Origin of the sequence: Sphingomonas sinipercae (assembly GCF_011302055.1) — a bacterium.
In the GTDB taxonomy this organism is placed as follows: Bacteria; Pseudomonadota; Alphaproteobacteria; order Sphingomonadales; family Sphingomonadaceae; genus Sphingomicrobium; species Sphingomicrobium sinipercae.
This window is the reverse complement of the sequence record NZ_CP049871.1, coordinates 973372-997396: the sequence shown is the minus strand read 5'-3', so window position 1 is coordinate 997396 and position 24025 is coordinate 973372. Positions and strand designations below refer to the sequence as shown.

The 24025-nt window shown below is 66.9% G+C and carries 27 protein-coding genes; 13 read left to right on the top strand and 14 right to left on the bottom strand.

The window, feature by feature from the left end; genetic code table 11:
• Positions 1 to 2 precede the first annotated feature (2 nt).
• The 4 genes from G7078_RS05195 to G7078_RS05180 are packed head-to-tail and all read left to right on the top strand — an operon-like array spanning position 3 to position 1870.
• Positions 3 to 410 carry a PTS sugar transporter subunit IIA gene (locus tag G7078_RS05195; RefSeq protein ID WP_166093702.1) on the top strand — a complete coding sequence of 136 codons (408 nt, stop codon included), beginning with the start codon at positions 3 to 5 and terminating at the stop codon, positions 408 to 410.
• Complete coding sequence (locus tag G7078_RS05190; protein WP_166093699.1) at positions 407 to 685, top strand: HPr family phosphocarrier protein; 279 nt, start codon at positions 407 to 409, stop codon at positions 683 to 685. The genes G7078_RS05195 and G7078_RS05190 overlap by 4 nt, the downstream gene beginning before the upstream one ends.
• A gap of 4 nt (positions 686 to 689) precedes the next feature.
• Positions 690 to 1487: a TrmH family RNA methyltransferase gene (locus G7078_RS05185; RefSeq protein WP_166093697.1), complete on the top strand. Its 798-nt coding sequence runs from the start codon at positions 690 to 692 to the stop codon at positions 1485 to 1487.
• A gap of 38 nt (positions 1488 to 1525) precedes the next feature.
• Entirely contained in the window at positions 1526 to 1870 is a 345-nt protein-coding gene (locus G7078_RS05180; protein ID WP_166093695.1) for a hypothetical protein, read from the top strand.
• A gap of 178 nt (positions 1871 to 2048) precedes the next feature.
• Here G7078_RS05180 and G7078_RS05175 read toward each other — a convergent pair whose 3' ends face one another.
• Positions 2049 to 3395, bottom strand: coding sequence for a DNA recombination protein RmuC (locus tag G7078_RS05175; protein ID WP_166093692.1), 1347 nt, complete (start codon positions 3393 to 3395; stop codon positions 2049 to 2051).
• Positions 3396 to 3549: 154 nt separating this feature from the next.
• On the opposite strand from G7078_RS05175, the gene G7078_RS05170 reads away from it, so the two are divergent.
• Positions 3550 to 3942, top strand: a complete 393-nt coding sequence (locus tag G7078_RS05170; protein ID WP_166093690.1) for a four-helix bundle copper-binding protein — start codon at positions 3550 to 3552, stop codon at positions 3940 to 3942.
• A gap of 29 nt (positions 3943 to 3971) precedes the next feature.
• Here G7078_RS05170 and def read toward each other — a convergent pair whose 3' ends face one another.
• Genes def through recR form a run of 3 tightly spaced genes read right to left on the bottom strand, consistent with a single transcriptional unit; the run spans position 3972 to position 5777 of the window.
• Complete coding sequence (gene def / locus G7078_RS05165; protein ID WP_166093688.1) at positions 3972 to 4529, bottom strand: peptide deformylase; 558 nt, start codon at positions 4527 to 4529, stop codon at positions 3972 to 3974.
• 31 nt (positions 4530 to 4560) lie between these two features.
• On the bottom strand, positions 4561 to 5175 hold the full coding sequence (locus G7078_RS05160; protein ID WP_166093685.1) for a retropepsin-like aspartic protease family protein: 615 nt from the start codon (positions 5173 to 5175) through the stop codon (positions 4561 to 4563).
• A gap of 5 nt (positions 5176 to 5180) precedes the next feature.
• Positions 5181 to 5777, bottom strand: a complete 597-nt coding sequence (gene recR, locus G7078_RS05155) for a recombination mediator RecR (RefSeq protein ID WP_166096160.1) — start codon at positions 5775 to 5777, stop codon at positions 5181 to 5183.
• Between the two features lie 47 nt (positions 5778 to 5824).
• On the opposite strand from recR, the gene fmt reads away from it, so the two are divergent.
• On the top strand, positions 5825 to 6727 hold the full coding sequence (fmt, locus tag G7078_RS05150) for a methionyl-tRNA formyltransferase (RefSeq protein WP_166093683.1): 903 nt from the start codon (positions 5825 to 5827) through the stop codon (positions 6725 to 6727).
• Positions 6724 to 7476, top strand: a complete 753-nt coding sequence (truA, locus tag G7078_RS05145) for a tRNA pseudouridine(38-40) synthase TruA (RefSeq protein WP_166093680.1) — start codon at positions 6724 to 6726, stop codon at positions 7474 to 7476. Before fmt ends, truA begins: the two co-directional genes overlap by 4 nt.
• On the opposite strand, the gene trxB is transcribed toward truA, so the two are convergent.
• From trxB to tpiA, 5 genes are all read right to left on the bottom strand, one after another.
• Positions 7455 to 8420 (bottom strand): thioredoxin-disulfide reductase, encoded by a 966-nt coding sequence (gene trxB, locus G7078_RS05140; protein ID WP_166096158.1) that lies wholly within the window; start codon positions 8418 to 8420, stop codon positions 7455 to 7457. The two genes, truA and trxB, sit on opposite strands and share 22 nt — an antisense overlap.
• 117 nt (positions 8421 to 8537) lie before the next feature.
• On the bottom strand, positions 8538 to 8825 hold the full coding sequence (locus G7078_RS05135) for a GIY-YIG nuclease family protein (RefSeq protein WP_166093679.1): 288 nt from the start codon (positions 8823 to 8825) through the stop codon (positions 8538 to 8540).
• A 61-nt stretch (positions 8826 to 8886) separates the two neighbouring features.
• Complete coding sequence (gene pyrG, locus G7078_RS05130) at positions 8887 to 10518, bottom strand: CTP synthase (RefSeq protein ID WP_166093676.1); 1632 nt, start codon at positions 10516 to 10518, stop codon at positions 8887 to 8889.
• 74 nt (positions 10519 to 10592) lie between these two features.
• The gene (gene secG / locus G7078_RS05125) at positions 10593 to 10955 is read right to left on the bottom strand and encodes a preprotein translocase subunit SecG (protein ID WP_166093674.1); all 363 of its coding nucleotides are present in this window, start codon (positions 10953 to 10955) and stop codon (positions 10593 to 10595) included.
• A gap of 58 nt (positions 10956 to 11013) precedes the next feature.
• The gene (gene tpiA, locus G7078_RS05120; protein ID WP_166093671.1) at positions 11014 to 11769 is read right to left on the bottom strand and encodes a triose-phosphate isomerase; all 756 of its coding nucleotides are present in this window, start codon (positions 11767 to 11769) and stop codon (positions 11014 to 11016) included.
• A 125-nt stretch (positions 11770 to 11894) separates the two neighbouring features.
• On the opposite strand from tpiA, the gene G7078_RS05115 reads away from it, so the two are divergent.
• From G7078_RS05115 to G7078_RS05100, 4 genes are all read left to right on the top strand, one after another.
• Entirely contained in the window at positions 11895 to 13832 is a 1938-nt protein-coding gene (locus tag G7078_RS05115) for a peptidylprolyl isomerase (RefSeq protein ID WP_166093669.1), read from the top strand.
• 65 nt (positions 13833 to 13897) lie between these two features.
• Entirely contained in the window at positions 13898 to 14551 is a 654-nt protein-coding gene (gene lexA, locus G7078_RS05110) for a transcriptional repressor LexA (protein WP_166093667.1), read from the top strand.
• Between the two features lie 7 nt (positions 14552 to 14558).
• Positions 14559 to 14930: a VOC family protein gene (locus G7078_RS05105; RefSeq protein ID WP_166093664.1), complete on the top strand. Its 372-nt coding sequence runs from the start codon at positions 14559 to 14561 to the stop codon at positions 14928 to 14930.
• Positions 14931 to 14943: 13 nt separating this feature from the next.
• Positions 14944 to 15288, top strand: coding sequence for a VOC family protein (locus G7078_RS05100; RefSeq protein ID WP_166093662.1), 345 nt, complete (start codon positions 14944 to 14946; stop codon positions 15286 to 15288).
• Here G7078_RS05100 and G7078_RS05095 read toward each other — a convergent pair whose 3' ends face one another.
• Both G7078_RS05095 and G7078_RS05090 read right to left on the bottom strand, forming a co-directional pair.
• Positions 15289 to 15561 (bottom strand): DUF4242 domain-containing protein, encoded by a 273-nt coding sequence (locus G7078_RS05095; RefSeq protein ID WP_166093660.1) that lies wholly within the window; start codon positions 15559 to 15561, stop codon positions 15289 to 15291.
• A 4-nt stretch (positions 15562 to 15565) separates the two neighbouring features.
• Entirely contained in the window at positions 15566 to 17644 is a 2079-nt protein-coding gene (locus tag G7078_RS05090; protein WP_166093657.1) for a ComEC/Rec2 family competence protein, read from the bottom strand.
• A 125-nt stretch (positions 17645 to 17769) separates the two neighbouring features.
• Between G7078_RS05090 and gltX the strand changes: the two genes are divergently transcribed.
• Together gltX and G7078_RS05080 are read left to right on the top strand one after the other, a co-directional pair.
• Complete coding sequence (gltX, locus tag G7078_RS05085) at positions 17770 to 19176, top strand: glutamate--tRNA ligase (protein ID WP_166093655.1); 1407 nt, start codon at positions 17770 to 17772, stop codon at positions 19174 to 19176.
• Positions 19173 to 20459, top strand: coding sequence for a citrate synthase (locus tag G7078_RS05080; protein ID WP_166093652.1), 1287 nt, complete (start codon positions 19173 to 19175; stop codon positions 20457 to 20459). The genes gltX and G7078_RS05080 overlap by 4 nt, the downstream gene beginning before the upstream one ends.
• Here G7078_RS05080 and G7078_RS05075 read toward each other — a convergent pair.
• From G7078_RS05075 to G7078_RS05065, 3 genes are read right to left on the bottom strand one after another with little or no spacing between them, the layout of a single operon-like run.
• On the bottom strand, positions 20456 to 21772 hold the full coding sequence (locus G7078_RS05075) for a sensor histidine kinase (protein WP_166093650.1): 1317 nt from the start codon (positions 21770 to 21772) through the stop codon (positions 20456 to 20458). The two genes, G7078_RS05080 and G7078_RS05075, sit on opposite strands and share 4 nt — an antisense overlap.
• A complete protein-coding gene (locus G7078_RS05070; RefSeq protein WP_166093648.1) occupies positions 21753 to 22781 on the bottom strand; it encodes a DUF2336 domain-containing protein in 1029 nt (342 codons plus the stop codon). The genes G7078_RS05075 and G7078_RS05070 overlap by 20 nt, the downstream gene beginning before the upstream one ends.
• A gap of 24 nt (positions 22782 to 22805) precedes the next feature.
• Positions 22806 to 24005: a hypothetical protein gene (locus G7078_RS05065; RefSeq protein ID WP_166093646.1), complete on the bottom strand. Its 1200-nt coding sequence runs from the start codon at positions 24003 to 24005 to the stop codon at positions 22806 to 22808.
• Positions 24006 to 24025: the final 20 nt, after the last annotated feature.

Here is a 24025-nt window from a genome sequence, read left to right as displayed (position 1 = left end):
AAATGATTGGACTGGTGCTGGTGACTCATGGCCGCTTGGCGGCGGAGTTCATCACCGCGATGGAACATGTCGTCGGCCCGCAGGAGGCGATCGAGGCGGTCTGCATCGACGCCGACGACGACATGGAAGCGCGGCGAACGGATATTTCCGAAGCCATCCAGCGCGTCGACGCCGGTAAGGGCGTGATCATTCTCACCGACCTGTTTGGCGGCACCCCGTCGAACCTCGCTATCTCGCTGATGAAGACCGAGGCGGTGGAGGTCATCGCGGGCGTTAACCTGCCGATGCTGATCAGGCTGGAAGGCGCGCGCAAGGCAATGGGCGTCCACGCCGCCGTTGCCGCCGCCCGCGAAGCCGGCCGCAAATATATCTCGGTCGCTTCGGAGATTCTCGGGGAAGCGGCCGCTTGAGCCCCGTCAGCCGCGAGGTCCGAATCGTCAATCGCCGCGGCCTGCACGCCCGCGCCAGCGCCAAGTTCGTCAACCTCGCCAGCGAGATCGACGCCACCGTCGAGGTCGAAAAGGACGGCAACCGAGTCTGCGGCACATCGATCATGGGACTGATGATGCTGGGCGCCGCGCTCGGCGATTCGATCATCATCCATGTCGCGGGCGAAGGCGCAGAGGATGCGCTGGCCCGGATGACCGCGCTGGTCGAAAGCGGGTTCGGCGAAGAGGACGCCTGAACCGATGCCGCGGCAGGTCACTGCCTTTTCCAACACGACCGTCAAACGGCTGCGCTCGCTTCGGGACAAGAAGTCGCGCCGCGCCGAGGGTCTGTTCCTGGCCGAAGGGCTGCGCATCCTCGCCGAGGCCCGCGACAGCGGCCAGCTTCCCGAAATCGTCGCTTTCTCCGCCGAGGGCGCTCGGCATCCCCTGGCCGCGGAGATCATTGCCGCGACCGAGGCGGCTGGCGGCGAGGCGATCGAAACCACGCCGGACATACTGACCAAGATGAGCGGCAAGGATAATCCGCCGCTGCTGCTCGGCGCCTATCGCCAGCCCGAGACGTCGCTCGACCGCATCGACCGTGCCGCCGCCCCTTTGTGGATCGTCGCGCAGGCGCTGCGCGATCCGGGCAATATCGGGACCATCCTGCGCACCGGCGACGCGGTCGGGGCCGGCGGCCTGATCCTGGTCGACGACTGCGCCGACCCCTTCTCGGTCGAAGCGGTGCGCGCGTCGATGGGCGCGATCTTCACGCAACGGGTGGCAGCGGGGCGCTGGGAAGAGTTCCTGCCGTGGCTTCGCGGCGGCGCGGGCCAGCTGGTCGGCACCAGCCTGAAGGCCAGCGACGATTATCTTACCGCCAAATACGACCAGCCCTGCTTCCTCCTGATCGGCAACGAGCAGCAAGGGCTTCCAGCGGCCTATGAAGAGCAGTGCGACCTGCTGGTGAAAATCCCGATGGCGGGCCGTGCCGACAGCCTCAACGCAGCGGTTGCCGCGGCCGTCATGGCGTTTGCGGTCAAGGGCAGTTGGCGATGAGCAGGGAACCGGCGGCGGCGCCCGCGATTTGTCCCGCCATGAAGCTCGCGCGTCTCGCCGCCCTTGCCCCCCTGTTCGCCGCAGCAGGCGCCTGCGGACCGCACCCGCCGCCCCCGCCCGCGCCCTATCATGCGCTGGGCATCGATTCGGCCTGGCACCTGATCATCGACGACAAGAACGTGACCTACATCGGCGTCGGCGCTCAGCCCGTGTTGCAACCCAGGCCGCAGGCGATCATCGGCATCGCCGGCGAAATCTACCAGACGCCGCGGATCAACGTGAACATCGTCCACGGCCCCTGCGTCGCGAACAGCCGGACCTATCCCGACAGCGTCCAGGTGACCGTCGACGGCACCCAACATCGGGGCTGCGGCGGGCTTTAAAGTCACTAAAGTCACGCGGTCGTGCGGCTTTTTCGTGACTTTAAGAACAGCGGCTGGGGCGCGGTCGAAAGGCCTTGGATAGAGAGTTGAGAAAGAGTAGCCCGGCCTGCCTGGCCTGCCTGGCCTGCCCGGCCGCCCTGACCCTCTCAATCGAAACCCTATTTTACAAGCGCGCCATTCATTCCGCCGCGATCGAGTGCGGGTCGTCGTTGGCTGAGGGCGACATCTTGGTCAGTGGGCGCGGGTTTGCTTCGACCATCGGCAGTTCGGCGATGTCCTTGGCACTGCCGGCGCCGAAATCCTCAAAGCGGCGGGCCTGGGTCATCACCTGGCTTTCGAGGCTGCCCACCATCTTGTTGTAGGCGTTGTTGGCGCGGCTGAGGTTGGTGCCGACCGAAGCGACATGTTCCGCCATCGTCGCCAGCCGGGAGTGAAGTTCCCGCCCCAATTCGGCGATCTTGCCGGCTTCGGCGGCGAGCTTTTCCTGTTTCCAGACGGTCGCGACGGTGCGGGCGATGGCGACGAGGTTGGTCGGCGTCGCAAGCAGCACCTTGCGTTCGAACGCCCATTCCCAAAGCGTCGGATCCTGGTCGAGCGCGGCGGTGAGAAAGTGTTCGCCCGGAATGTACATGACGACATAGTCGGCGGCGTCGCCGAACTGCGCCCAGTAAGCCTTCGAGCCGAGCTGCTGCACGTGGGTGCGCATCGAGGCGACGTGGGCGCGGAAGCAGGCCAGCCGCTTGTCGTCGTCCACTTCCTCGCACGCTTCGAGGAAGGAATTGAGCGAGCATTTGGCGTCGATCACCAGCTTGCGGTTGGACGGCAGGTTGACGATCACGTCGGGGCGCAAGCGGCCTTCGTCGGTCGTGACCGAAACTTCCATGTTGAAATCGACGCCTTCCACCAGGCCGGCCTGGGTGAGGACGTTGCGCAGCGACTGTTCGCCCCAGCGGCCCCGCGCCTTGGGCGAAGAGCGCAGCGCGTTGACGAGGTTGCGGGTCTCATCGCGGACCTGGCCCTGCCCAGCGCGCACCAGCTCGACCTGCTCGCGCAGGCCGGCGTAACTGTCGACGCGGTCCTTTTCGACCCGCTGCAGCCCTTCTTCGTAGCGCTTGAGCGTGGTTTCGACCGGCTGCAGCAGCGCTTTCAGCTTTTGCTCGCTCTGCTCGTCGGCCTTGGTGAGGCGCTCGCCCGCCTTTTCGAGGAAATCCTTGTGCGCCTTTTCGAGCAACTGGTCGCCCACGGCCCGGAATTGCGCGATCAGCGCGTCGCGGGATTCGGCGAGGTCCTTCATCCTTTGGTCGAAATTGCGGGCGTCAGCCTGAAGCGTCGCCAGTTCACGCGCGGCAACATCGTAACTGGCGCGGGCGCCATCGCGTTCGGCCGTGACCCCGTCGAGCTGCATCCGCAGCGATTCGGTGACGTGCCTGGCCGCCGCGGCGCCGCGGCTTCCGGCAAGCCAGCCGATCAGGATTCCCACGGCCACGCCGGCGATGACGGTTGCGACGATCAGGGCCGTGGTCATTGCTGGTCATCCCCAGAGGAACAGAATGGGAACTGTAGGGCTGTTCAACGCGCCTCTCAAGCGCCATTGCAAAGCGCGTGAGCAATGAAGCGGTCCGCGGGCGGAACCCGAAGCTGGATTGCTTCGCTACGCTGGCAATGACGGGGAGAAATCAATGTCCATTCGCAAGATGATCGCACTGCATCCCGACGTGAACGGCCACGTCAACCAGCCGCTTGGCGATGCCGCGCACCACCTGATGTACTGCGCCCGCATGTGCATGAGCTGTGCCGATGCCTGTTCGGCGGAAGCGATGGACATGCGCGAATGCATCCGCCGCTGCCTCGACTGCGCCGACGTATGCGAAGCTACCGGCAAGCTGGCCGTGCGCAGGACCGGGTCGAACGAAGCGGTGCTGAAGGAAGCGCTCGAGTTCTGCGCCCGAGTCTGCGAGGAATGCGCCGCCGAGTGCGAGAAGCACGACCATGAGCATTGCAAGCTGTGCGCGCAAATGTGCCGCGAGTGCGCCGAGGATTGCAGGAACGCGGCGGCGAGTATCGTCGCGTAGCTGCTTTCGTCCTGACGGGCTTGCCGGCGCTAAAGGATTGCAGCTTTTTCGCGGTCCTTGCGGGCCTTGGCGACCTTCTTGACGATGATGTCGCGCTTCAGCCGTGACAGGTGGTCGATGAACAGGACGCCGTTGAGATGGTCGACCTCATGCTGGAGGCAGACCGACATGAGACCGTCGAATTCGCCTTCCTGCTGCTTGCCGTCCTGGTCGAGCCAGCGGGCGCGCACGATATCCGGGCGCTCGACCTCCGCATATTGATCGGGGATCGACAGGCAGCCTTCGTTGTAAGTTTTGCGCGCGTCGGACCGGTGCAGGATTTCCGGGTTGATGAAGACGTGCGGGCGCTTGACCGGCGGCCCTTCTTCCTCGCCCTCCGCGACTGGATCGGGGTCCTGCAGGTCGATCACCAGAAGCCGCCGGGGAACCGCCACCTGCACCGCGGCGAGGCCAATGCCCGGCGCTTCGTACATCGTGTCGAACATGTCCGCGATCAGGCCGCGAAGCTCATCGTCGACGCGCTCCACTGGCGCCGACTGGGCGCGGAGCAACGGGTCCGGGACTTCGATGATGTGCATGAGCGACATGGGGGCGAGCTAAGAGTGACGGTCTGGGCCGTCAAGCGACCGGTTGCGGGTGGTGCGGCACCAGGATCAGGGTGCGGCCCTCGACCCGCCAGGATTCGAGCTCCGAAAGGAAGTTCATGCCGAGCACGTCCATGTCGCCGAGCCCGGGTGCGCTGACGATCTTCAAATCGCGGGCGACGATGTTGCCGATGCGAAGTTCGTCGACGCTGCCGGTCCGCGCCGGGGCGACCCCGTTGGCGGTGCGCAGGACGATCGGCGCAAGTCCCGACTTCGCATCGATGCCGGCCGCGTGCGCCGTCTTGGTGGAGACGGCGGTGACGGTTGCGCCGCTGTCGATCAGCATTCGCGTGGGCACGCCATTGACCGTCGCCCGCGCCCAGAAATGCCCGTCCGCCGACATTCGCACCCTGAGCTCCTCCCCCGCGACCTGCTGGCCGTCGAGGCCGAGGCGTTCGGTGATCCGCGCCAGCGTCGGCTGGTAAGGCGCCTGCTGGAACAACAGGAACAGCGCAAAGACGATGAGGCCGAACGAGAAGAGGAAGCGGACCGCCCTGCCGACGTACGGAAGACGCGAAAGCAGCATGATCAGGACAGCGCCGATGACGGCGTAAACCAGCAGTTGCTGCAGCTGCGGATCGGCGGTCATCGCCGTCAGCTGACCGGCCGGCGAGCGCGAAGGGCCTGCGCCAGCGTGCCTTCGTCGAGATAATCGAGCTCCCCGCCGACCGGCAGGCCGTGGGCGAGCTGGGTCAGGCGGACGGGAAAGCTTTCGAGCCGCTCCGCCACGTAATGCGCGGTCGTCTGGCCTTCCAGCGTCGCGTTCATCGCCAGCACGACCTCGTCGATGCCGCCGTCCGACACGCGCGCGACGAGGCGGTCGATGGTGAGGTCTTCAGGGCGCACGCCGTCGAGCGCGGAAAGCCGGCCGCCGAGCACATGGTAGTGGCCCGGGAACAGGCGCGAGCGGTCGAGCGCCCACAAGTCGCTGACCTCCTCCACCACGCACAGCGAGCGTTCGTCGCGGCGCGGGTCGCGACAGATGTTGCACGGGTCGGCGGTGTCGACGTTGCCGCAGGTGGAGCAGGTCGAAAGCTTGTCGGCAACGGTCTGGAGCGCGGCCAGCAGCGGCTCCAGCGCATTGTGCCGCTTCTTCATCAAATGCAGCACGGCGCGCCGGGCCGAGCGCGGGCCGAGCCCCGGGAGCCGGGCAAGCGCGTTCGCGAGCGTTTCGATTTCCTGGCTGGCCACGAGCGTGAGGTAGGCATTTCCGCACAGTTTCGCCATACGCGCCGGCAATGCGGATCGTCTTCATGGGATCACCGGACTTTGCGGTGCCGAGCCTGGATGCGCTGGTCGCGGCCGGGCACGAGGTGACGTGCGTGTACACGCAGCCGCCGCGGCCGGCGGGACGCGGAAAGGGCGAGCGCAAGACTGCGGTGCACGAACGCGCGGAGGCACTGGGGATTGAAGTGCGCTGCCCGAAGTCCTTGCGGAATGAGGAGGAGCAGGCGCGCTTCGCTGCGCTGGAGGCCGAGCTGGCGGTGGTCGCGGCTTACGGGCTGATCCTGCCGAAAGCGGTGCTGGACGCGCCGCGCGATGGCTGCGTCAACGTCCACGCCTCGCTCCTGCCGCGCTGGCGCGGGGCGGCGCCGATCCAGCGCTCGATCCTGGCCGGCGACGCGGAGACCGGGGTCACGATCATGCAGATGGAGGAAGGTCTCGACACCGGGCCGATGCTCCTGAAGCGCGAGACGCCGGTGGACGGGAAGACCGCCGGCGAGCTGACTGGCGAGCTGGCGCGGATCGGCGCGGCGGCGCTGGTGGCGTGGCTGGACGACCCGGCGCCCGGAGAAACCCAGCCGGAGGATGGCGTCACCTACGCAAAGAAGATCGACAAGGCGGAGGCGCGGATCGAGTGGAGCCGGAGCGCCGAGGAGATCGAGCGGCAGGTGCGGGCGTTCGCGCCCTCCCCCGGCGCCTGGTTTGAAGCGAATGGCGACCGGGTGAAGCTGCTTGCGGCGGCCGTCGGGCAGGACGCCAGCGGGACGCCGGGCGAAGTGCTGGACGAATGCCTGAACGTCGCCTGCGGCAGTGGCTATATTCGTCCGCTCAAGGTCCAGCGGGCCGGGAAAGGCGCGATGACGGCCGGCGAATTGCTGCGCGGCTTTGCGATCCCGAAAGGCACGATGCTGCCGTGACCCGCTGGCGGCTGACGGTCGAATATGACGGCGGGCCGTTCATGGGCTGGCAGCGCCAGGACCATGGCCCGTCGGTGCAGCAGGCGCTGGAAGAGGCGCTGGGGCGGATGACCGGCGAGCGGGTGGCGGTCCATGCGGCCGGCCGGACCGACGCCGGGGTCCACGCGCTGGCGATGAGCGCACATGTCGATGTCGAGAAAGCGCTGACGCCGCACCGGCTTCGCGAAGGGCTCAACGCGCTGGTGCGGCCGCAGCCGATTTCGGTGCTGGATGTGGAGCCGGTCGCGGACGACTGGCACGCGCGTTTCTCCTGCACCGGGCGGCGGTATTTGTACCGAATCCTCAACCGCCGCGCGCCGCCGGCGCTGGAGCGCGGCAAGGTCTGGCACATCGGCGTGCCGCTGGACGTGGACGCAATGGCCGAGGGGGCGCAGCACCTGGTCGGACGGCACGATTTCACCACCTTCCGCTCGGTGCATTGCCAGTCGGAAAGCCCGGTCAAGACGCTCGACCGGCTCGAGGTGAGGCGCGAGGGCGAGGAAATCCGGATCGAGGCCGCCGCGCGCAGCTTCCTTCATCACCAGGTGCGATCGATGGTCGGCTGCCTGGCGATGGTCGGGCGCGGGCAGTGGTCGCCGGAAGATATCGGCAAGGCGCTGGCGGCGAAGGATCGCGCCGCGCTCGGTTTCAACGCGCCGCCGGACGGGCTGTATTTCGTCGAAGCAATCTACTCGGCGGCCAAGGCCTGATATTCTTCGGCGGCGAGGAACTTCTCGGCGTCGAGAGCGGCCATGCAGCCCGTGCCGGCGGCGGTGACCGCCTGGCGGTAGATCTTGTCCATGACATCGCCGCAGGCGAAGACGCCGGGGATGTTCGTCTTGGTCGTGCCGACTTCGACCTTGATGTAGCCGTCTTCGTCCAGCTCGAGCTGGTCCGCGAACAACTCCGTCGAAGGGGCGTGGCCGATGGCGACGAAGGCGCCGTCGCAATCGACGCGGCTGATTCCGCCCGTGCGGCGGTTGCGGATGTCGAGGCCCACCAGCGCTTCGGGATCGCCTCCGCCGACGAATTCGACGACTTCCGAATCCCAGATGACTTTGATCTTGTCGTTGGCGAACAGCCGGTCCTGCAGGATCTTCTCGGCGCGGAATGAATCGCGGCGGTGGATCAGGGTCACGTCGTGGCTGTGGTTGGTAAGGTAGAGCGCTTCTTCGACCGCAGTGTTGCCGCCGCCGATCACCGCGACCTTCTTGCCGCGATAGAAGAAGCCGTCGCAGGTCGCGCAAGCCGAGGCGCCCCTGCCCTTCATATGCTCTTCCGACGGGAGGCCGAGCCACTTGGCCTGCGCGCCGGTGGCGATGACCAAAGTGTCGGCATGATATTCGGTGCCGTTGTCGCCCTTCAGCACGAACGGGCGGCGCGACAGGTCGACCGAGGAGATGTGGTCCCACACCATCTTGGTCCCGACATGTTCGGCCTGCGCCTGCATTTCCTCCATCAGCCAGGGGCCCTGGATGACGTCGCGGAAGCCGGGGTAGTTTTCGACGTCGGTCGTGGTGGTGAGCTGGCCGCCGGGCTGGATGCCCTGGATGACGATCGGCGAAAGGCCGGCGCGGGCGGCGTAGATGGCGGCGGTCAGGCCCGCGGGGCCGGAGCCGAGAACGGCGAGTCGCGTGGAGATGGTCGTCATAATGGGGATTTAAGAAGCCAGCCGAAATCCGGCAACGCCGACCTTCGAGGCCCTGCGATTGCCTGTGGATAGTTTGTGCCCCTGCGCAGGCAGGGGTCCAGACAGGCTCCACACGGAGCCTTAGACAATGCTGTCATAAAGGTCGGTCCAGTTGGGATTTGCCGCCTCAATCGTGCTGAGTTTCCAGAGCCGTTTCCATTTCTTGATTTGCAGTTCGCGGAGGCGAGCCTCTTGCAGGTCGTCGTGCGCTTCGAACCAGACGAGAAGCTTGCAGCCATATCGCCGCGTGAAGCCCGCGGCAGCGCCGGATCGATGCTCCCACGCTCGCTTGGCAAGATCGCGGGTCGAGCCGACGTAAAGTGTGCCGTTGCGCGCGCTGGCCATCATGTAGACGAAGCCGGGGCTCATGACCGCGACAGGGCCGGACTGGCGTCCGGGGCTGGGCCCCTGCCTTCGCAGGGGCACATTGTCACACCAGCCGCGATTGTTCGAGCGCGGCGCCGATGAAGCCGGCGAAGAGCGGGTGCGGTTCGAACGGGCGGCTTTTGAGTTCGGGGTGGAACTGGACGCCGATGAACCATGGGTGGTCGGGGCGCTCGACGATCTCCGGCAAGCGGCCGTCGGGGGACATTCCCGAGAAGATCAGGCCGTCCTTTTCGAGCGCGTCCTTATAGTGGGTATTGACTTCATAGCGGTGGCGGTGGCGCTCGCTGATCTGCGTGCTGCCATAGGCCGAAGCGACACGGCTGTTATGCCCCAGCTCCGCTTCATAGGCGCCTAGGCGCATGGTGCCGCCAAGGTCGCCATCGGCCGCCCGCTCCTGCAAGCCTTCCTTGCCCATCCATTCGGTGATGAGGCCGATGACGGGTTCCGGCGTCGGGCCGAATTCGGTGCTCGACGCCTGCTCTATGCCTGACGCGCGGGCGCCTTCGATGCAGGCCATCTGCATGCCGAGGCAAATGCCGAAGAAGGGCACGCCGCGTTCCTTGGCGAAGCGCACGCTGGCGATCTTGCCCTCGCTGCCGCGCTCGCCGAAGCCGCCGGGAACCAGGATCCCGTGCAGCGGCTCCAGCTCAGCCGCGAGGCTCTCGTCGCCGCGCTCGAACAACTCCGCGTCGAGCCAGCGAATGTTGACCTTGGTGCGGTTGGCGAGGCCGCCGTGGACCAGCGCCTCGTTCAGGCTCTTGTAGGCGTCGGGAAGGCCGACATATTTGCCGACGACGCCGATGGTGACCTCGCCCTCGGGATGGTCGAGGCGGTCCATGATGTCGTGCCAGCGCGAGAGGTCGGGCGCGGGCGCATCGTCGATCCGAAAGGCGCGCAGGACTTCGTCGTCGAGCCCTTCGGAATGATATTGCAGCGGCACGTCGTAGATCGAACGGGCATCGAGCGCCTGGATGACCGCCGACGCGGGCACGTTGCAGAACAAGGCGATCTTTTCGCGATCGCCTTGCGGGATCGGCTTTTCGCAGCGGCACAGGAGCACGTCGGGCTGGACCCCGAGGCTGGAGATCTCACGGACGCTGTGCTGGGTCGGCTTGGTTTTCAGCTCGCCGGCCGCCTTGATCCACGGCACCAAAGTGGTGTGGACGCTGACCGTGTTGTCGCGGCCAAGGTCGTTGCGGAGCTGGCGAAGTGCCTCCACGAAGGGCAGGCTTTCGATATCGCCCACGGTGCCGCCGATCTCGCAAATGACGAAATCGACATCGTCGACGTCGGCGCGGGCAAATTCCTTGATCGCGTTAGTGACGTGCGGGATCACCTGGACGGTCGCGCCGAGATAATCGCCGCGGCGTTCGCGGGCGATGATGTCGCGGTAGATGCGGCCGGTGGTGATGTTGTCGCTTTGCCGCGCCGAAACGCCGGTGAACCGCTCGTAATGGCCAAGGTCGAGATCGCTCTCCGCACCGTCGTCGGTGACGTAGACTTCGCCGTGCTGGTAGGGCGACATCGTCCCCGGATCGACGTTCAGATAAGGGTCGAACTTACGGATTCGGACCTTGTAGCCACGCGCCTGCAGCAACGCCCCCAGCGATGCCGAGAGCAAACCCTTACCGAGCGATGAGACCACGCCGCCGGTGACGAAAATGAACCGCGCCATGGGAGTTGGGGCTTAGGGTGCGACTGCCCGATTGGGCAAGCCACTTGAGTCAAAAAAGTTGTGAGTGAAGCCGCTTACTGAGCGACGGGAACGACCGGCGCCGGCTGCTGCTGCGCCGGTGCGGCCGGCTTAACCGGCTGTTGCTGCGCCGGCAGCGGGCCGCTTTGCGGCGCGACCTTGTTGGCAAGCGAGGTGTCGATGGTCGCCGGCTGCCGCGACACGCCGGCCAACGCCGCGAGCGTGATCGACAGGACGATGAAGATGCCGCCGAGGATGGCGGTGGTCCGGGTGAGGAAATCGGCGGCGCCGCGCGCAGTCATGAAGCCCGACGAGCTGCCGCCCACCCCAAGGCCGCCCCCTTCGGAGCGCTGCATCAGGATGACGCCGACCAGCGCGGCGGCAATCACGGACTGGACGATCAGCAGGAAGGTGAACATGGGGTCGGGCTTTCGAGGAGAATGTGCGGCGGCGACTTAGGCGATGGCCGCGGCGCGTTCAACCTTCGCCCGCTGCGGCGGCGGCGGCGATGATCGGAACGAAATCCTCCGACTTGAGGCTGGCGCCCCCGACCAGCGCGCCATCGACGTCGGCAACGGCGAAGATTTCGGCCGCATTCTGCGCCTTCACCGAGCCGCCGTAGAGAATGCGGATGCTCTGCCCCGCCGCGCCGTAAGCGGCGACCAGCCGCTGCCGCAGCGCGCCGTGCATTTCACCGATATCTTGCGGCGTGGCGGTGCGGCCCGTCCCGATCGCCCAGATCGGTTCGTAGGCTATAGCGAGCTTGTCGACCGAAATGTCGCGCGGAAGCGAGGCGTCGAGCTGCCGCTGGACCGTCGCGACCGCATCGCCCGCTTCGCGCACTTCCAGCGATTCGCCGACGCACAGGATGACCAGCAGCCCACCGCCCAGGCCGGCCTGCGCCTTCGCGCGCACCTCCGCGTCGGTTTCGCGCTGCGCTTCGCGCCGTTCGGAATGGCCGACGATGACCATCGCCGCACCGGCATCGAGCAGCATCGTCGTCGAGCTGCAGCCGGTGTGCGCGCCCTGCGCGGCACGGTGCACGTCCTGCGCGCCGATCGGGAATGGCGCGACCTCGCGGGCCGCGCGCTCCAGCAAGGTGGCCGGCACGCACAGGCCGCTGTCGACGTTGGGGTAAGCGCTCGACGCGTCGGCAATGGCGCGGATTTCGGCGAGGTCGCTGCCGACCCCGTGCATCTTCCAATTTCCAACCACCAGCTTCGTTCGCGGCATCGTCTTCCCCTGATCCAAGAGCGGTTCCCTAGCGGCGCTGCGGAGCTTCGGGAAGCGGCGCGCTTGATGGAGGCCGCAGGCGCCCGTAAAGCCCTGCGACCGTCCCAAGAGAGTTCAAATTCCAAATGCTTCAGTCCTTCCGCAACGCGTCCAAGTCGAAGATCGGAACGATCGTCGTCGCGCTGATCGGCGTGTTCATCCTGATCGGCTTCGCAATGGGCGATATCCAGGGGCTTGGCCTGAGCGGGAACGGCGGCCTTGGCAGCTCGACCCTGGCCAAGACCGGCTCCCTGGAAGTCACCGACCGCGACATGCGCCGGGCGATGGAGCGGCAGCTGACGCAAGTGCGCGCGCAGAACCCGGAAGCGACCTACGCGGACCTGGCCGGCGATTTCGACCCGCTGCTGCAAAGCTTGATCGACCAGCGCACGCTCAAGGCCTTCGCCGACAAGTTCGGCTTCCAGGTCTCCAAGCGCCTGATCGACGCGGAAATCGCCAATATCCCGGGGACCAAGGGCCTCAACGGGCAATTCAGCCAGGCCGCCTATGAAGCGTTCCTGGCGCAGCGGCGGCTGACCGATGCCGAAGTACGCGAAGTGATCGAGGGTGCGATGCTGCAGCGGATGCTGCTCCTGCCCGGCGCCAACAATCCGCGCGTGCCGCTGGGCATGGCGACGCCTTATGCCTCGATGCTTCTGGAAACGCGCGAAGCCGATGTCGCGCTGGTGCCATTGTCCGCCTTTGCCGCCGGGCTGAACCCCACCGACCAGCAATTGCAGCAATTCTATGCCTTCAACCGCAACCGCTACCTGGTCCCAGAGCAGCGCGTTCTGCGGATCGCCCGGCTTGGCCCGGAACAGGTCGCCGGAATTTCCGCGACGGACGCTGAAATCGCCAAATATTACCAGGACAACCAGGCCCAATATGCGGCCAAGGACATTCGCGTGATCAGCCAGGCGGTGGTGCCCGACCGCAACGTCGCCAACCAGATCGCGTCGAAGGCCAAGGGTGGGCAAAGCTTCGTCGACGCGGTCAAGCCCGCCGGCCTAGCCGCCGCCGACGTGTCCGTCGGGCCCCAGACCAAGGCGCAATTCACCGAGATGGCGGGGCAAGCGGTGGCCAATGCCGCCTTTGCCGCCAAGTCGGGCGCAATCGTCGGGCCGGTCCAGTCCGACCTTGGCTGGCACGTGATCAAGATCGACGGGGTGCAGAACCAGCCCGGCAAGTCGCTCGCCCAAGTGCGCGGCGAGATCGCCGAGAAGTTGACGACGGAAAAGCGGGCCAATGCCCTGGCCGACCTGGAGGCCAAGCTGCAGGATTCGATCGATAACGGCAGCAATTTCGACGAGGCTGCGAAATCGGCCGGGCTGACCGTCACTACCACGCCGCTGATTACGGCCAACGGCCAGCAGCGTGGCAATCCAGCCTATAAATTGCCGGCGGAGTTCGCAGCGGCGCTCAAGAGCGGTTTCGAGCTTGCGACCAACGATCCCCCCGTCCTCGAAGCACTTGGCGAACAAGGCTTTGCAATGGTCGCCCCGGCGCAGGTCGTGCCGGCGGCCCCGGCGCCGCTGGCGAGCATCCGCGACCGCGTGCGCCAGGACTGGATCGGGCAGCAGGCGACCGAGCGCGCGCGTGCCGCAGCCAATGCGATCGCGGCGAAGGCAACCGGCGCTGGGTCGCTTGCCGACGCGCTCAAGCAGGCGCCGGTCAAGCTTGCCCCAGCCAAGCATATCGGCGCCCGGCGGATCCAGCTGTCGCAGATGGGCGACCAGGTGCCGCCGCCGATCCGGCTGATGTTCACGCTCGGCGCCGGCAAGAGCCGCGTCGCAGCCGACCCGGAGGGCCGCGGCTATTATGTGGTCAAGCTGACGAAGCTAACGCCGGGCAACGCGCTGGCTCAGCCGGGGCTGATCACCACGGTTCAGCGCGAATTCCAGGACCCACTGGCCCAGGAATATGCGCAGCAATTCGTCGCCGCCGTCCGTAAGCAGTTGAAAGTGCGGCGGAACGAGAAAGCCATCGCCGCCACCCGCAAGCAATTGATCGAAGGCGGTAGCTGATCGCTTGACGCGATTCGCTTTGTTGCCTAGACGTTCTCCGTTCGTTCCAGAAAGGGACCGGCGGAATGCTAACTGCCAAGCAACGTGAATTGCTGATCTTCGTCCAGGACCGGCTCGGGGAAACCGGGGTCAGCCCAAGCTTCGACGAGATGCGCGAGGCGCTCGACCTGAAGTCGAAGTCGGGGGTTCACCGGCTGATTTCCGCGCTCGAGGAGCGCGGCTTCATCCGCCGCCTGCCCAACCGGGCGCGGGCGCTGGAGGTGCTCAAACTGCCCGATTCGAGCACGCCCGCCGCGGTCGCTGCCGCGGTCCGGACAGTCGTCCCGGCGCCGGCCAACGACACGATCGAAATCCCGCTGCACGGGAAGATCGCGGCCGGCACGCCGATCGAGGCGCTCCAGGGCACCGAGCATTTCGCCGTGCCCGCGGCGCTGCTCGGCCCGGGCGAGCATTATGCGCTCGAAGTGTCCGGCGATTCGATGGTCGAAGAAGGCATTCTCGACGGCGACTTCGCGCTGATCCGCAAGGTCGACACGGCGCGGGACGGTGAAATCGTCGTGGCCCTGGTCAATGCCGAGGAAGCGACGCTCAAGACCTTCCGCCGCGAAGGCGCGATGATCCGGCTCGATCCGGCCAACCGGTCGTACGAGCCGCAGCGTTACCGGCCCGAACAGATCGAAATCCAGGGGCGGCTTGCCGGTCTAATTCGCCGGTACTGAGCGGCCGATGCTCAGCCACTTGTCCTTCGGCGTTGCCGACCTGGATTCGGCGGCACGATTTTACGGGGCGGTGCTTGCCCCGCTCGGCATGGTCGAAGTGTGGAAGACGGCGGATGCCGCGGGCTACGGAGCGCCCGGGGGCGAGGACGTGTTCGCGATCAAGCAGCGGGAACATGCGGCGGCGCCCGGCCCGGGTTTTCACCTCGCCTTCGCAGCCGCGACGCGGGCGGCGGTCGATCGCTGGCATGCGTGCGGAATGGCGGCCGGTGGCACCGATCAGGGCGCGCCGGACCTGCGGCCGCATTATGGCGAGACATATTATGCGGCATTCCTGCGCGATCGCGACGATTATCTGATCGAGGCAGTGTGCAGCGTTTGAGTAAGGAGCGACCATGGCGCGGATAGATTATGTCGAATTACCAAGCATGACCGCGCACGAGCTGACGCGCGCCTTTTATGCCAAGGCGTTCGACTGGACCTTCACCGATTACGGGCCGGAATATGCCGCGACCACGACCGGCGACGTCGACCTCGGCCTGAGCGGATCGCCGGAGGACGAAATTTCGGCGCCGCTGCCGGTGATTCGAGTCGACGACCTGGAGGCGGCGTTCGATGCCGTCGGCAAGGCCGGCGGAATCATCGCCAAGCCGATCTACGCCTTTCCAGGCGGCCGCCGCTTCCACTTCATCGACCCGTCCGGAAACGAGTTGGCCGTCTGGCAACCCGCCGAAGGCTGATCAGTCGGCCGTCGTCGGGTCGATCGTGTTGCGCACCTGGCTGATCGAATTGGCGGGGAAACCGGCCGTTTGTGCGTGCTGGCGAATTAAATCTTCGCTCGGCGCCCGGTAGATGCAGTAGATCTTGTTGTCGGTCACATAGCTGTGGACCCACTGGATTTCAGGGCCGAGGTCGCGAAGGACCGCGCAACTGGTTTGCGATGCGCCCTTGAGCTCGTCCTGCCCCAACCCGCCGACGCCCGGCATCTCACGCTCAATCACGAACTGCGGCATTGTCCTACCTCCTGCCTGTGAGGACGCGGGGCATAGCCGATTTTTCCCGCAGCGTCGCCCACGGATGCTGGCCCAGCCGCGCCGCGACGCTGTCGATCCGCGGCACGCCGTCGAGGTAGAGCGCTGCGGCGCCCATGCCCTGAAGCATCGGGCGGTCGAGCTTCAGCCACCGCGGCCGGCATTGCGGCGGCAACCGGCGGTCGGCGATGACGACGTCGGCCTGACGGCAGGCGGCAATCATCTGGCGCCAGTCCAGCAGGTGGGGCGAGCGCGTGGCCATGATCCGCCAGCTACGGTCGCCCCGGCGGATGTCGGCGAGGCAGCTGTCGGTCGAGCAAGTGGCGAAAGGCGCGGCCCCGAGCGCACCGGGATCGCCGTCGAACCCGGCGCTCTCCGCCATCACTTCGCGCATGAAGTCGCCGGTCCGTTCCCGCAGCAGCAGCGGCGTCCCATCTTGGGCGACCAGGGCGACGTGCCGACCGTCGCCGCTGACGAGCAGGTCGGGTGTCGGCGAAAATGCGGCGGCTGCCGCGCCGAGCACAAGCGGGTAAAGGCCGAGCAGCCGCACCCTGGTCGTCCAAAGCGCCAGCCACAGGCCGCCAAGCGCCATCGACGCGAAGGCCAGCGTCGGCATCCGGGCGAGCATTGCAACGGCGCCCTGGGCCCCGGCGACGCTGTGCGCGATCCAGAGCAGCAGCGCGATCGCCTTGCCGGCGAGGAACCAGAGAGGCGCGCCAAGACCGAGGGAATCGAGGAAGAGCGCGCCCGCCTCCAGCGGCATGATGACGAAGGTGGTCAGCGGGATGGCGACGAGGTTGGCGCCAATCCCGTAAAGCCCGGCGCGGTGGAAATGGTAGAGCGCGAGTGGGATCAGCGCGATCTCCACCGCCAGCCCCGTGGCCACCATCCCGCCGACGGAGCGCCCGAAACGCCCCGCCACACCCTCATCGCGCCGCTGGAACGTACGCCGCGCCCAGCCGGTGGAATGGAGCGCGATGATCGCACCGACCGCCGCGAAACTGAGCTGGAAGCTCGCCCCAGCAAGCGACTCTGGCTTGACCAGCAGGATTACCAGCGCCGCGACGGCGAGCAGGCGCATACTCAACGCATCGCGGCCGAGCGCAATCCCGAGCAGGACCAGTAAAGCTACGACGCAGCTTCGGACGGTCGGCACCTGGGCGCCGGTCAGCAAAGTGTAGGCCACCCCGGCAATCGCCCCGGCGCCGGCCGAGACGAGGACGAGGTTGAAGCGGAGCGCGAGCCGTTCCGACAGTGCGAGCAGCTTGAGCGTCAGCAGCATTACCGCGCCGATCACCGCCGCAATGTGCAGGCCGCTGACCGACAGCAAGTGCGTCAGGCCGCTGCGACGCATCGCTTCGGCATCCGCCTCGCCGACCGCATTCTGGTCGCCGTTGGCAAGCGCGGTGGCGATGCCGCCTTCCCGCCCGGGCAAGCGGCCGCGGATATGTTCGCCGAGCCGGTCGCGAAGGCGGTCGAGGCCGCCCGACTTGCCGGGTGCGAGCACCGTCACCGGGCCGAGCGCTGCTCCCACGCCCCCGATCTGTTTGAACCAGGCGTCGCGGGCGAAATCGTAACCCCCGGGCATGGCCATTTGCGGCGGCGGCGCGATCCGGGCGCGAAGCTGGACCAGCGCGCCCGGTGAAAGCCCGGGCGGCTCGTCCCTCGCTTTCAGGCTGACCCGCACGCGGGGAGGAATGGCGGGATCGCGCGGCGCCAGGGTCAGCCGAACGGCGCCCTTGGCAACGAGTGGCTCGACGCGTTCGACGGTTGCTTGAAAGCTGGTGACGACCGGGCGCTCCAGCCGTGGCGCGCGGACCCATTCCGACCGCGTCCAGATCAGCGCGCAGCCGAGCGCCAGGGCTAGCGCGAACCAGCCGGCGGCGCGCTCCGCCCTGCCTCCGACCATGGCGAAACCGAGGATCCCGACTCCGCTCGACAGCGCCAGGACGGCGAACCACTGCACGGGCGTGTCGAGCCAAAACCAGAGGGCGATGCCGAGCCCGAAGCCAACGACGACCCAAGGCGGAAGCTGGGCGCGCTCCGCCTCGAGGAAGCTTTCCACCCCCTCTTTCGCTGCGCTTGCGCGCGCCTTCCAAAAGCCCCGAGCACGCTGTGGAAGAGGCGCACCCGCTATGTTAGGGGCGCTCGTCCATTGCACTGCAGCATGAGAAGAAGAGGAAAGCGGGCTTGAGCGCAAGCACCAATACGACGTCCGTGGTCACCCGCTTCGCGCCCTCCCCCACCGGGTTCCTGCACATCGGCGGTGCGCGCACCGCCCTGTTCAACTGGCTGTTCGCACGGCACCACGGCGGCAAGTTCCTGCTGCGCATCGAAGACACCGACAAGGCGCGGTCCACGACCGAGGCGATCGACGCGATCCTGGACGGGATGCGCTGGCTCGGCCTCGATTGGGACGGGCACGAATATTACCAGTCGCAATTCTGGGCCCGCCATGCGGAAGTGGCACACCAATTGCTCGAGCGCGGCCATGCCTACCGCTGCTGGATGAGCCAGGAAGAACTGGCCGCGCAGCGCGAAAAGGCCCAGTCCGAGCGACGCCCGTTCCGAATCGACAGCCCGTGGCGCGATTCCGGCAAGGAAGGCGACGGCGCTTTCGTGATCCGGCTAAAGGCTCCGCGCGAGGGCGAGACGGTCATCGAGGACAAGGTGCAGGGCCGCGTCGTCGTCCAAAACAGCGAGCTGGACGATTTCATCCTGCTGCGTTCGGACGGCAGCCCGACCTACATGCTTGCAGTGGTGGTCGATGACCATGACATGGGCGTGACCCACGTGATCCGCGGCGACGACCACCTTAACAACGCCTTCCGCCAACTGGCGATCATCAAGGGCATGGAGTGGCCGGAACCGGTCTATGCCCACGTGCCCCTGATCCACGGTGCCGATGGGGCCAAGCTGTCGAAGCGGCACGGCGCGCTTGGCGTCGATTCCTATCGCGATGAGCTCGGCTACCTGCCCGAAGCCGTCTCCAATTACCTGCTGCGGCTTGGCTGGGGCCATGGCGACGACGAAATCATCAGCCGCGAACAGGCGATCGAATGGTTCGACCTCGACCATGTCGGCAAGTCGCCTTCGCGCTTCGACTTCAAGAAACTCGAAAACCTCAACGGCCATTACATCCGCGAAGCCGACGACCGGCGGCTGGCCGACATGGTCGCGGCGCAGTTGGGGCCGAGCGCGGACCTGGAGCTGCTGGTCCGTGCGATGCCGGAGCTGAAGGCGCGTGCGACCACCGTTCACCAGCTCGCCGACGGTGCGAAATTCCTGTTCGCCCAGCGCCCGCTCGACGTCGACGAGGCGGCTTCCGCATTGCTGGGCGACGAAGCGCGCAAGCTGCTCGCCTCCGCCCACCAGGCGCTGTCGGGCGTCGGCGAATGGAACCATGATGCGGTCGAAGCCGCTATCCGCGCAGTTGCCGACGGCGCAGGCGTCAAGCTGGGCAAGCTGGCCCAGCCTCTGCGCGCGGCGCTGATCGGGCGGACGACCAGCCCGGGCATTTTTGACGTTCTCGTATTGCTGGGGCAGGGCGAGGCCCTCGCCCGAATAGCCGATCAGATGGTGGAGCCGAACGAATGACCGAGAAGACGATGACCATGAAAACCGGCGCGGAGCAGTGGGACTACCCCGTGCTTCCAGGTACCGTCGGGCCGGAGGTCGTCGATATCCGGAAGTTCTACGGCCAGACCGGGCGTTTCACCTACGATCCGGGCTTTACCTCGACCGCAAGCTGCCAGAGCGCGATCACCTATATCGACGGCGAAGAAGGCATCCTGCTTCACCGCGGCTATCCGATCGACCAGCTGGCCGAGCATTCGACCTTCATGGAAGTCGCTTACCTGCTGATCCACGGCGAACTGCCGACCGCGGACGAGCTGTCGACCTTCACCTACACCATTTCGCGCCACACCATGGTGCACGAGCAGCTGGCGACCTTCTTCCGCGGGTTCCGGCGCGACGCCCATCCGATGGCGATCATGTGCGGCGTCGTCGGCGCTTTATCCGCTTTCTATCACGACAGCACCGATATCACCGACCCGGAACAGCGGATGATCGCGTCGCACCGGCTGATCGCGAAAATGCCGACGCTGACCGCGATGGCCTTCAAATATTCGATGGGCCAGCCGTTCATGTTCCCGGACAACAGCCTGACCTACACCGGGAATTTCCTGCGCATGACGTTCGGCGTCCCGGCCGAGGCGTATGAAATCAACCCGGTGATCGAGCGGGCGATGCGGCGGATCTTCATCCTCCACGCCGACCATGAGCAGAATGCGTCGACGTCGACCGTCCGCCTGGCGGGATCGTCGGGCGCGAACCCGTTCGCCTGTATCGCCGCGGGCATCGCCTGCCTGTGGGGGCCGGCGCATGGCGGCGCCAACGAAGCGGCGCTCAACATGCTGCGCGAGATCGGCGACGTGAAGCGCATCCCCGACTACATCGCCCGCGCCAAGGACAAGAACGACCCGTTCCGCCTGATGGGCTTCGGCCACCGCGTCTACAAGAATTACGACCCGCGCGCGAAGGTGATGCAGCAGACCGCCGACGAGGTTCTGAAAGAGCTCAACATCTCCGACCCCGTGCTCGACGTCGCCAAGGAGCTCGAGCAGATCGCGCTCCACGACGATTATTTCGTCGAGAAGAAGCTGTATCCGAACGTCGATTTCTATTCGGGCGTGATCCTGAACGCGATCGGTTTCCCGACGGACATGTTCACTGCCCTGTTCGCCCTTGCCCGGACCGTCGGCTGGGTGGCGCAGTGGAACGAGATGATTTCCGATCCCGAACAGAAGATCGGCCGGCCGCGCCAGCTGTACGTCGGCGCGACCCAGCGGGACTACGTCCCGGTCGGCCAGCGCTAGGCGGCGGGCAGCACCAGGCTGAAGCGCGAGCCGACGCCCGGCCGGCTGGCGAGCAAAATGTCGCCGCCCATCTGACGAGCAAGGCGGCGGGAAATGGCAAGGCCCAGGCCCGTGCCCTGGCCCGTGCCCTGCCCCGCCTGTTCGAAGCGTTCGAAAATGCGTTCCTGGTCGGCGGCGTCGATGCCGGGGCCGTCGTCGGCGACATGGACGATCGCCTGGTCCCCCGAACGCTCGAACGAAACGGTGACCGTGCCGCGTTCGTAGGAATAGCGGACGCCATTGCCGACCAAATTCACCAGGATCTGGATGATGCTGCGCGATTCGCCGCGCGCGGTGCAGCCGGCGGCGTGCTCGACCCCGACCGCGACCTGGCGCTCCGTAGCGATGGAATCGACCAGCCCGACGGCTTCTGAAACAAGTTCGACCAGGTCGACCGTCGCCCGGCGCCCGCGCGCTTCCTCGCTGATGCCGCGAACGACCGAGAGCAGGTGATGCGCGGCGGCCGAAATGTCGGCGGCATAATCTTCATATTCGCGGCGCAGCGGCCCGTCGGCGCCGCCGGCCATCCGGTCGGCGCTTTCGATGATGTGCTTGAGCGGCGAGCGGAGGACCTCGTTCATCGCCGGATCGACGATCGCGGACGTCTCGGGAACAGCCTGCTCTTCGCCGCGCAGGGTGCCGTGAAAGCCGGAAAAGCCCCCTTGTTCGTCGAACACCGGTTCCCCGGTCAGCAGCAGGCGAAGGTCATCGCCGCGCCGGCGAACCGGTTGCGCATCGAACGCAGCGCGGCGCGCAAGCGCTTCGAGCAGCGGCATCGCGCCATCCTCAGCCTCTTCCAGCCTGACCAGCCGGGTCAGCGATTGCCCGGCGGCGTCAGCGGCATCGACGCCAAACAGGTCGGCGGCAGCCGGGGAGAGTTCGGCAACGCGAAGCTGCTCGTCCAGGCGCCAATGAGCGGGGCCAGTCTTGGGCGCCGGTTCGATTCCACCGACGGTCGCAAGCCTCGGTTGGCGCGGCGGTCGCGGCTCCCATCGCTCGATGGTCAGCATCACCTCATCGCCTTCGGGCACCGCGCGCACCCACATGTCGATGTCCTGCCTTGCAGCAGCGGCGACCGCCCGGCGCGAGACCGGAATCTGGAGCTGGTGCGCGATCCGGGCAATGGCTGCGAGCTGCGGGACGGCAAGCGGCGCGCCGATCCGCGAACCGGCCTCCTGCTGCAGCCGCGCAAGCTGCGGCTCAGCAGAGACAAGCCGGCCGTGGCCGTCGACCCGGCCCCTTACCGGCTGCCGATCAGTCGGGCGCGTGGCCATCGGATTCTTTCAACGCGATCGCGGCGTCGCGATAGGCGGGATGGAGCCGAAGCCAGGCGCGCAGGCCGGCGACCTGCTCCTCGGACAGCGAATCAAAGTCGGCGATGGTCTCGCCCGGCCCGCCGGGAATGAAATCGCCAAGGCCGGACAGCAATTCGGCCGCAGCCTGCCGGGAGACGCCGGATAGCCGCAGCAGGCGCGCCAGCCCCGGAGCGCCGGCCACGAACAGCGACCAGGCGGTCTCGAATTCGATCCCGGCGGCGCGGGCGAGCGCTTCGACTCCGATGAAGGCCTCGCCATCGTCAAAGGCCATCGCAATCGCTGCTTCGTCGAGCCGGCCGGCCCGGTCGAGCGCATGGACGAGGCCGAAGTTGAGCGCTTCCAGCCGCTTGCCTTCGTCGTGGCCGGACAGGATTTTCGCCGCGGCGTCGGTCAGGCTCCGCTCCGGCGTGCCAGAGCGGCGGCCAATGGCGGCGGCGATCCGATAGACCAAGGTGACGACCGCTTCCGCCGGCACGTCGTCAAGATCGATTCGCGGGGAGTCGAAGCGGTCGCGCCGGCGGCTTCGGGCAAGCACCAGCGCCATCGCCGCAGCGGCAACATCGGGATCCGCATCAGCCACCAGCCGGTGCAGGAAACGGCGGCCGTTCCCGGCCTGTCGGGCGCGAATGACGGAAATGACCCGCTGCTCCTCCGCACGGCGGAGCAGCGCGGCAATCAGCGGCGGCAGGTCGAGCAAGCCTGTCGCCGATAAGTGTTCGAGCAACGCGAAGTCGCCGTCGCCGTCCTGGTCCAGCGCAAGCTCGGCGGCGATTTCGTCGGCAATGACCTGGACGAGATCGCCGAGCATCGCCGTCATCAGCGAGCGTTCCTGCTCGGTCAGGCGCTGGCCGGAATCGAGGAAGAAATCGGCGCGGACGACGGACAAGCGGTCGCTGCCCGCGCGGCGCGCGGCAAGTTGGCCACGGTCGTCGGACCGGCCAGCGATTGGCCATTCAATCGGCACCATCGCACCTTCAGTATCCGAACGACGTTAACGCGCGGTCAACTCCGCGCCTAAACGATGTTGCGCGAACTGGGCGATGAAGAAACTGACCGCGGCATAAATGGCGAGCGCGACCAGCCCCAGTGTCCACAGGCCGAACGCGGCAAACGGAACGAAGCCGAGGATCGCGTTGCGACGGCTGAAGAGCCACAATTGGCCCGGCAGCTCGGTCCTGCCCCGTTCGACCCTGAAAGCCTCCGCAAAGGCAGCCGCGACGGCGGCGGCCAGCAGCGCGCCCCACTGTCCGTCATCGCGCCATATCCACCAGCCGAGGGCGAGCATCGCCAAGCCGGCGGCGGGCCACAGCAGTCGCCGCGCATGGGAGCGTACCGACAATGGACGCAGGCGAAGCGCGGCGAGGCGGCGGGCAATCAGGTCCAGTGGCGTGGACACGACCAGCATGGCGAGGCCAACCCATCGCCAGCCGAGCAGGAAAGCCGCCGCGGCGCCGATCGTCACCAGCACAGCGGCGGCAATCAGCCGTTCCGGCGCGATTCGCGTCGCGAGCAGCGATTCGGTGGCGAAGTCCTCGACCAAGGGCAGCACGAAGCGGCTCGCCCAGTCGCGCCTGCCGCGGCGCGAGGAGACGATCAGCTGGCGGTCGAGCGCGTGGATATCGTCCGCCGAAAAAGCGAGCACCGGTTCCGCCGCTCCGGGGGCAATCGCCAACAGTCGCGCGCCCGACTGGAGCGTTCGGCGAAGCAGGGTCGATTGCAGGTCCCAATCGCCAAGCATGGCGGCGGTGGCGCCGATTGCCTGCGCATCGACGACGGCAATGCCCGACCAGCGGGACGCCGCGTCGAGGCGTTCGAATTCGGCATGGTCGGGATCGTCCGGAAGGGTGAGCACGGTCGGCTCTTCCTCCGCGGCGGCGGCGGCAACGAGCTCGGGCGGGGCCGCGACCCCATCGGCGAGCAGCAGGACGAGGTCGCCCGCGCCGAAGCGACTGGCGGCCTCATTAGCATCGGTGACGGCGGTCACCGGCAGGCGTTCGCCTTCGAGCCGCTCCAAGGCCTCGTTGAGCGCCGGCGGGATCCGGTCGACCAGGACGACGATGGGTGCGGCGCCGGCGGCAGCGGCGCAGCGCACCTGATATTCGAGCAGGGTCCTGCCGGCGAGCGGAAGCAATGCGCGCAAGCCGCCGGAATCGTCTTCCTGATAAGCTCCGATGAGAGCGCCGAGCCCCATGTCCCTCCCCGATCCTGACC

Coding starts and splice junctions, on each gene's coding strand:
- G7078_RS05105 (WP_166093664.1), top strand. CDS start 14,559: ATGCTCAGCCACTTGTCCTTCGGCGTTGCCGACCTGGATTCGGCGGCA.
- G7078_RS05080 (WP_166093652.1), top strand. CDS start 19,173: ATGACCGAGAAGACGATGACCATGAAAACCGGCGCGGAGCAGTGGGAC.
- G7078_RS05100 (WP_166093662.1), top strand. CDS start 14,944: ATGGCGCGGATAGATTATGTCGAATTACCAAGCATGACCGCGCACGAG.
- G7078_RS05070 (WP_166093648.1), bottom strand. CDS start 22,781: ATGGTGCCGATTGAATGGCCAATCGCTGGCCGGTCCGACGACCGTGGC.
- G7078_RS05195 (WP_166093702.1), top strand. CDS start 3: ATGATTGGACTGGTGCTGGTGACTCATGGCCGCTTGGCGGCGGAGTTC.
- G7078_RS05185 (WP_166093697.1), top strand. CDS start 690: ATGCCGCGGCAGGTCACTGCCTTTTCCAACACGACCGTCAAACGGCTG.
- tpiA (WP_166093671.1), bottom strand. CDS start 11,769: ATGCCGCGAACGAAGCTGGTGGTTGGAAATTGGAAGATGCACGGGGTC.
- G7078_RS05075 (WP_166093650.1), bottom strand. CDS start 21,772: ATGGCCACGCGCCCGACTGATCGGCAGCCGGTAAGGGGCCGGGTCGAC.
- G7078_RS05175 (WP_166093692.1), bottom strand. CDS start 3,395: ATGACCACGGCCCTGATCGTCGCAACCGTCATCGCCGGCGTGGCCGTG.
- G7078_RS05095 (WP_166093660.1), bottom strand. CDS start 15,561: ATGCCGCAGTTCGTGATTGAGCGTGAGATGCCGGGCGTCGGCGGGTTG.
- pyrG (WP_166093676.1), bottom strand. CDS start 10,518: ATGGCGCGGTTCATTTTCGTCACCGGCGGCGTGGTCTCATCGCTCGGT.
- G7078_RS05115 (WP_166093669.1), top strand. CDS start 11,895: ATGCTTCAGTCCTTCCGCAACGCGTCCAAGTCGAAGATCGGAACGATC.
- def (WP_166093688.1), bottom strand. CDS start 4,529: ATGTCGCTCATGCACATCATCGAAGTCCCGGACCCGTTGCTCCGCGCC.
- fmt (WP_166093683.1), top strand. CDS start 5,825: ATGCGGATCGTCTTCATGGGATCACCGGACTTTGCGGTGCCGAGCCTG.
- G7078_RS05180 (WP_166093695.1), top strand. CDS start 1,526: ATGAAGCTCGCGCGTCTCGCCGCCCTTGCCCCCCTGTTCGCCGCAGCA.
- G7078_RS05160 (WP_166093685.1), bottom strand. CDS start 5,175: ATGACCGCCGATCCGCAGCTGCAGCAACTGCTGGTTTACGCCGTCATC.
- G7078_RS05135 (WP_166093679.1), bottom strand. CDS start 8,825: ATGAGCCCCGGCTTCGTCTACATGATGGCCAGCGCGCGCAACGGCACA.
- G7078_RS05065 (WP_166093646.1), bottom strand. CDS start 24,005: ATGGGGCTCGGCGCTCTCATCGGAGCTTATCAGGAAGACGATTCCGGC.
- lexA (WP_166093667.1), top strand. CDS start 13,898: ATGCTAACTGCCAAGCAACGTGAATTGCTGATCTTCGTCCAGGACCGG.
- G7078_RS05170 (WP_166093690.1), top strand. CDS start 3,550: ATGTCCATTCGCAAGATGATCGCACTGCATCCCGACGTGAACGGCCAC.
- secG (WP_166093674.1), bottom strand. CDS start 10,955: ATGTTCACCTTCCTGCTGATCGTCCAGTCCGTGATTGCCGCCGCGCTG.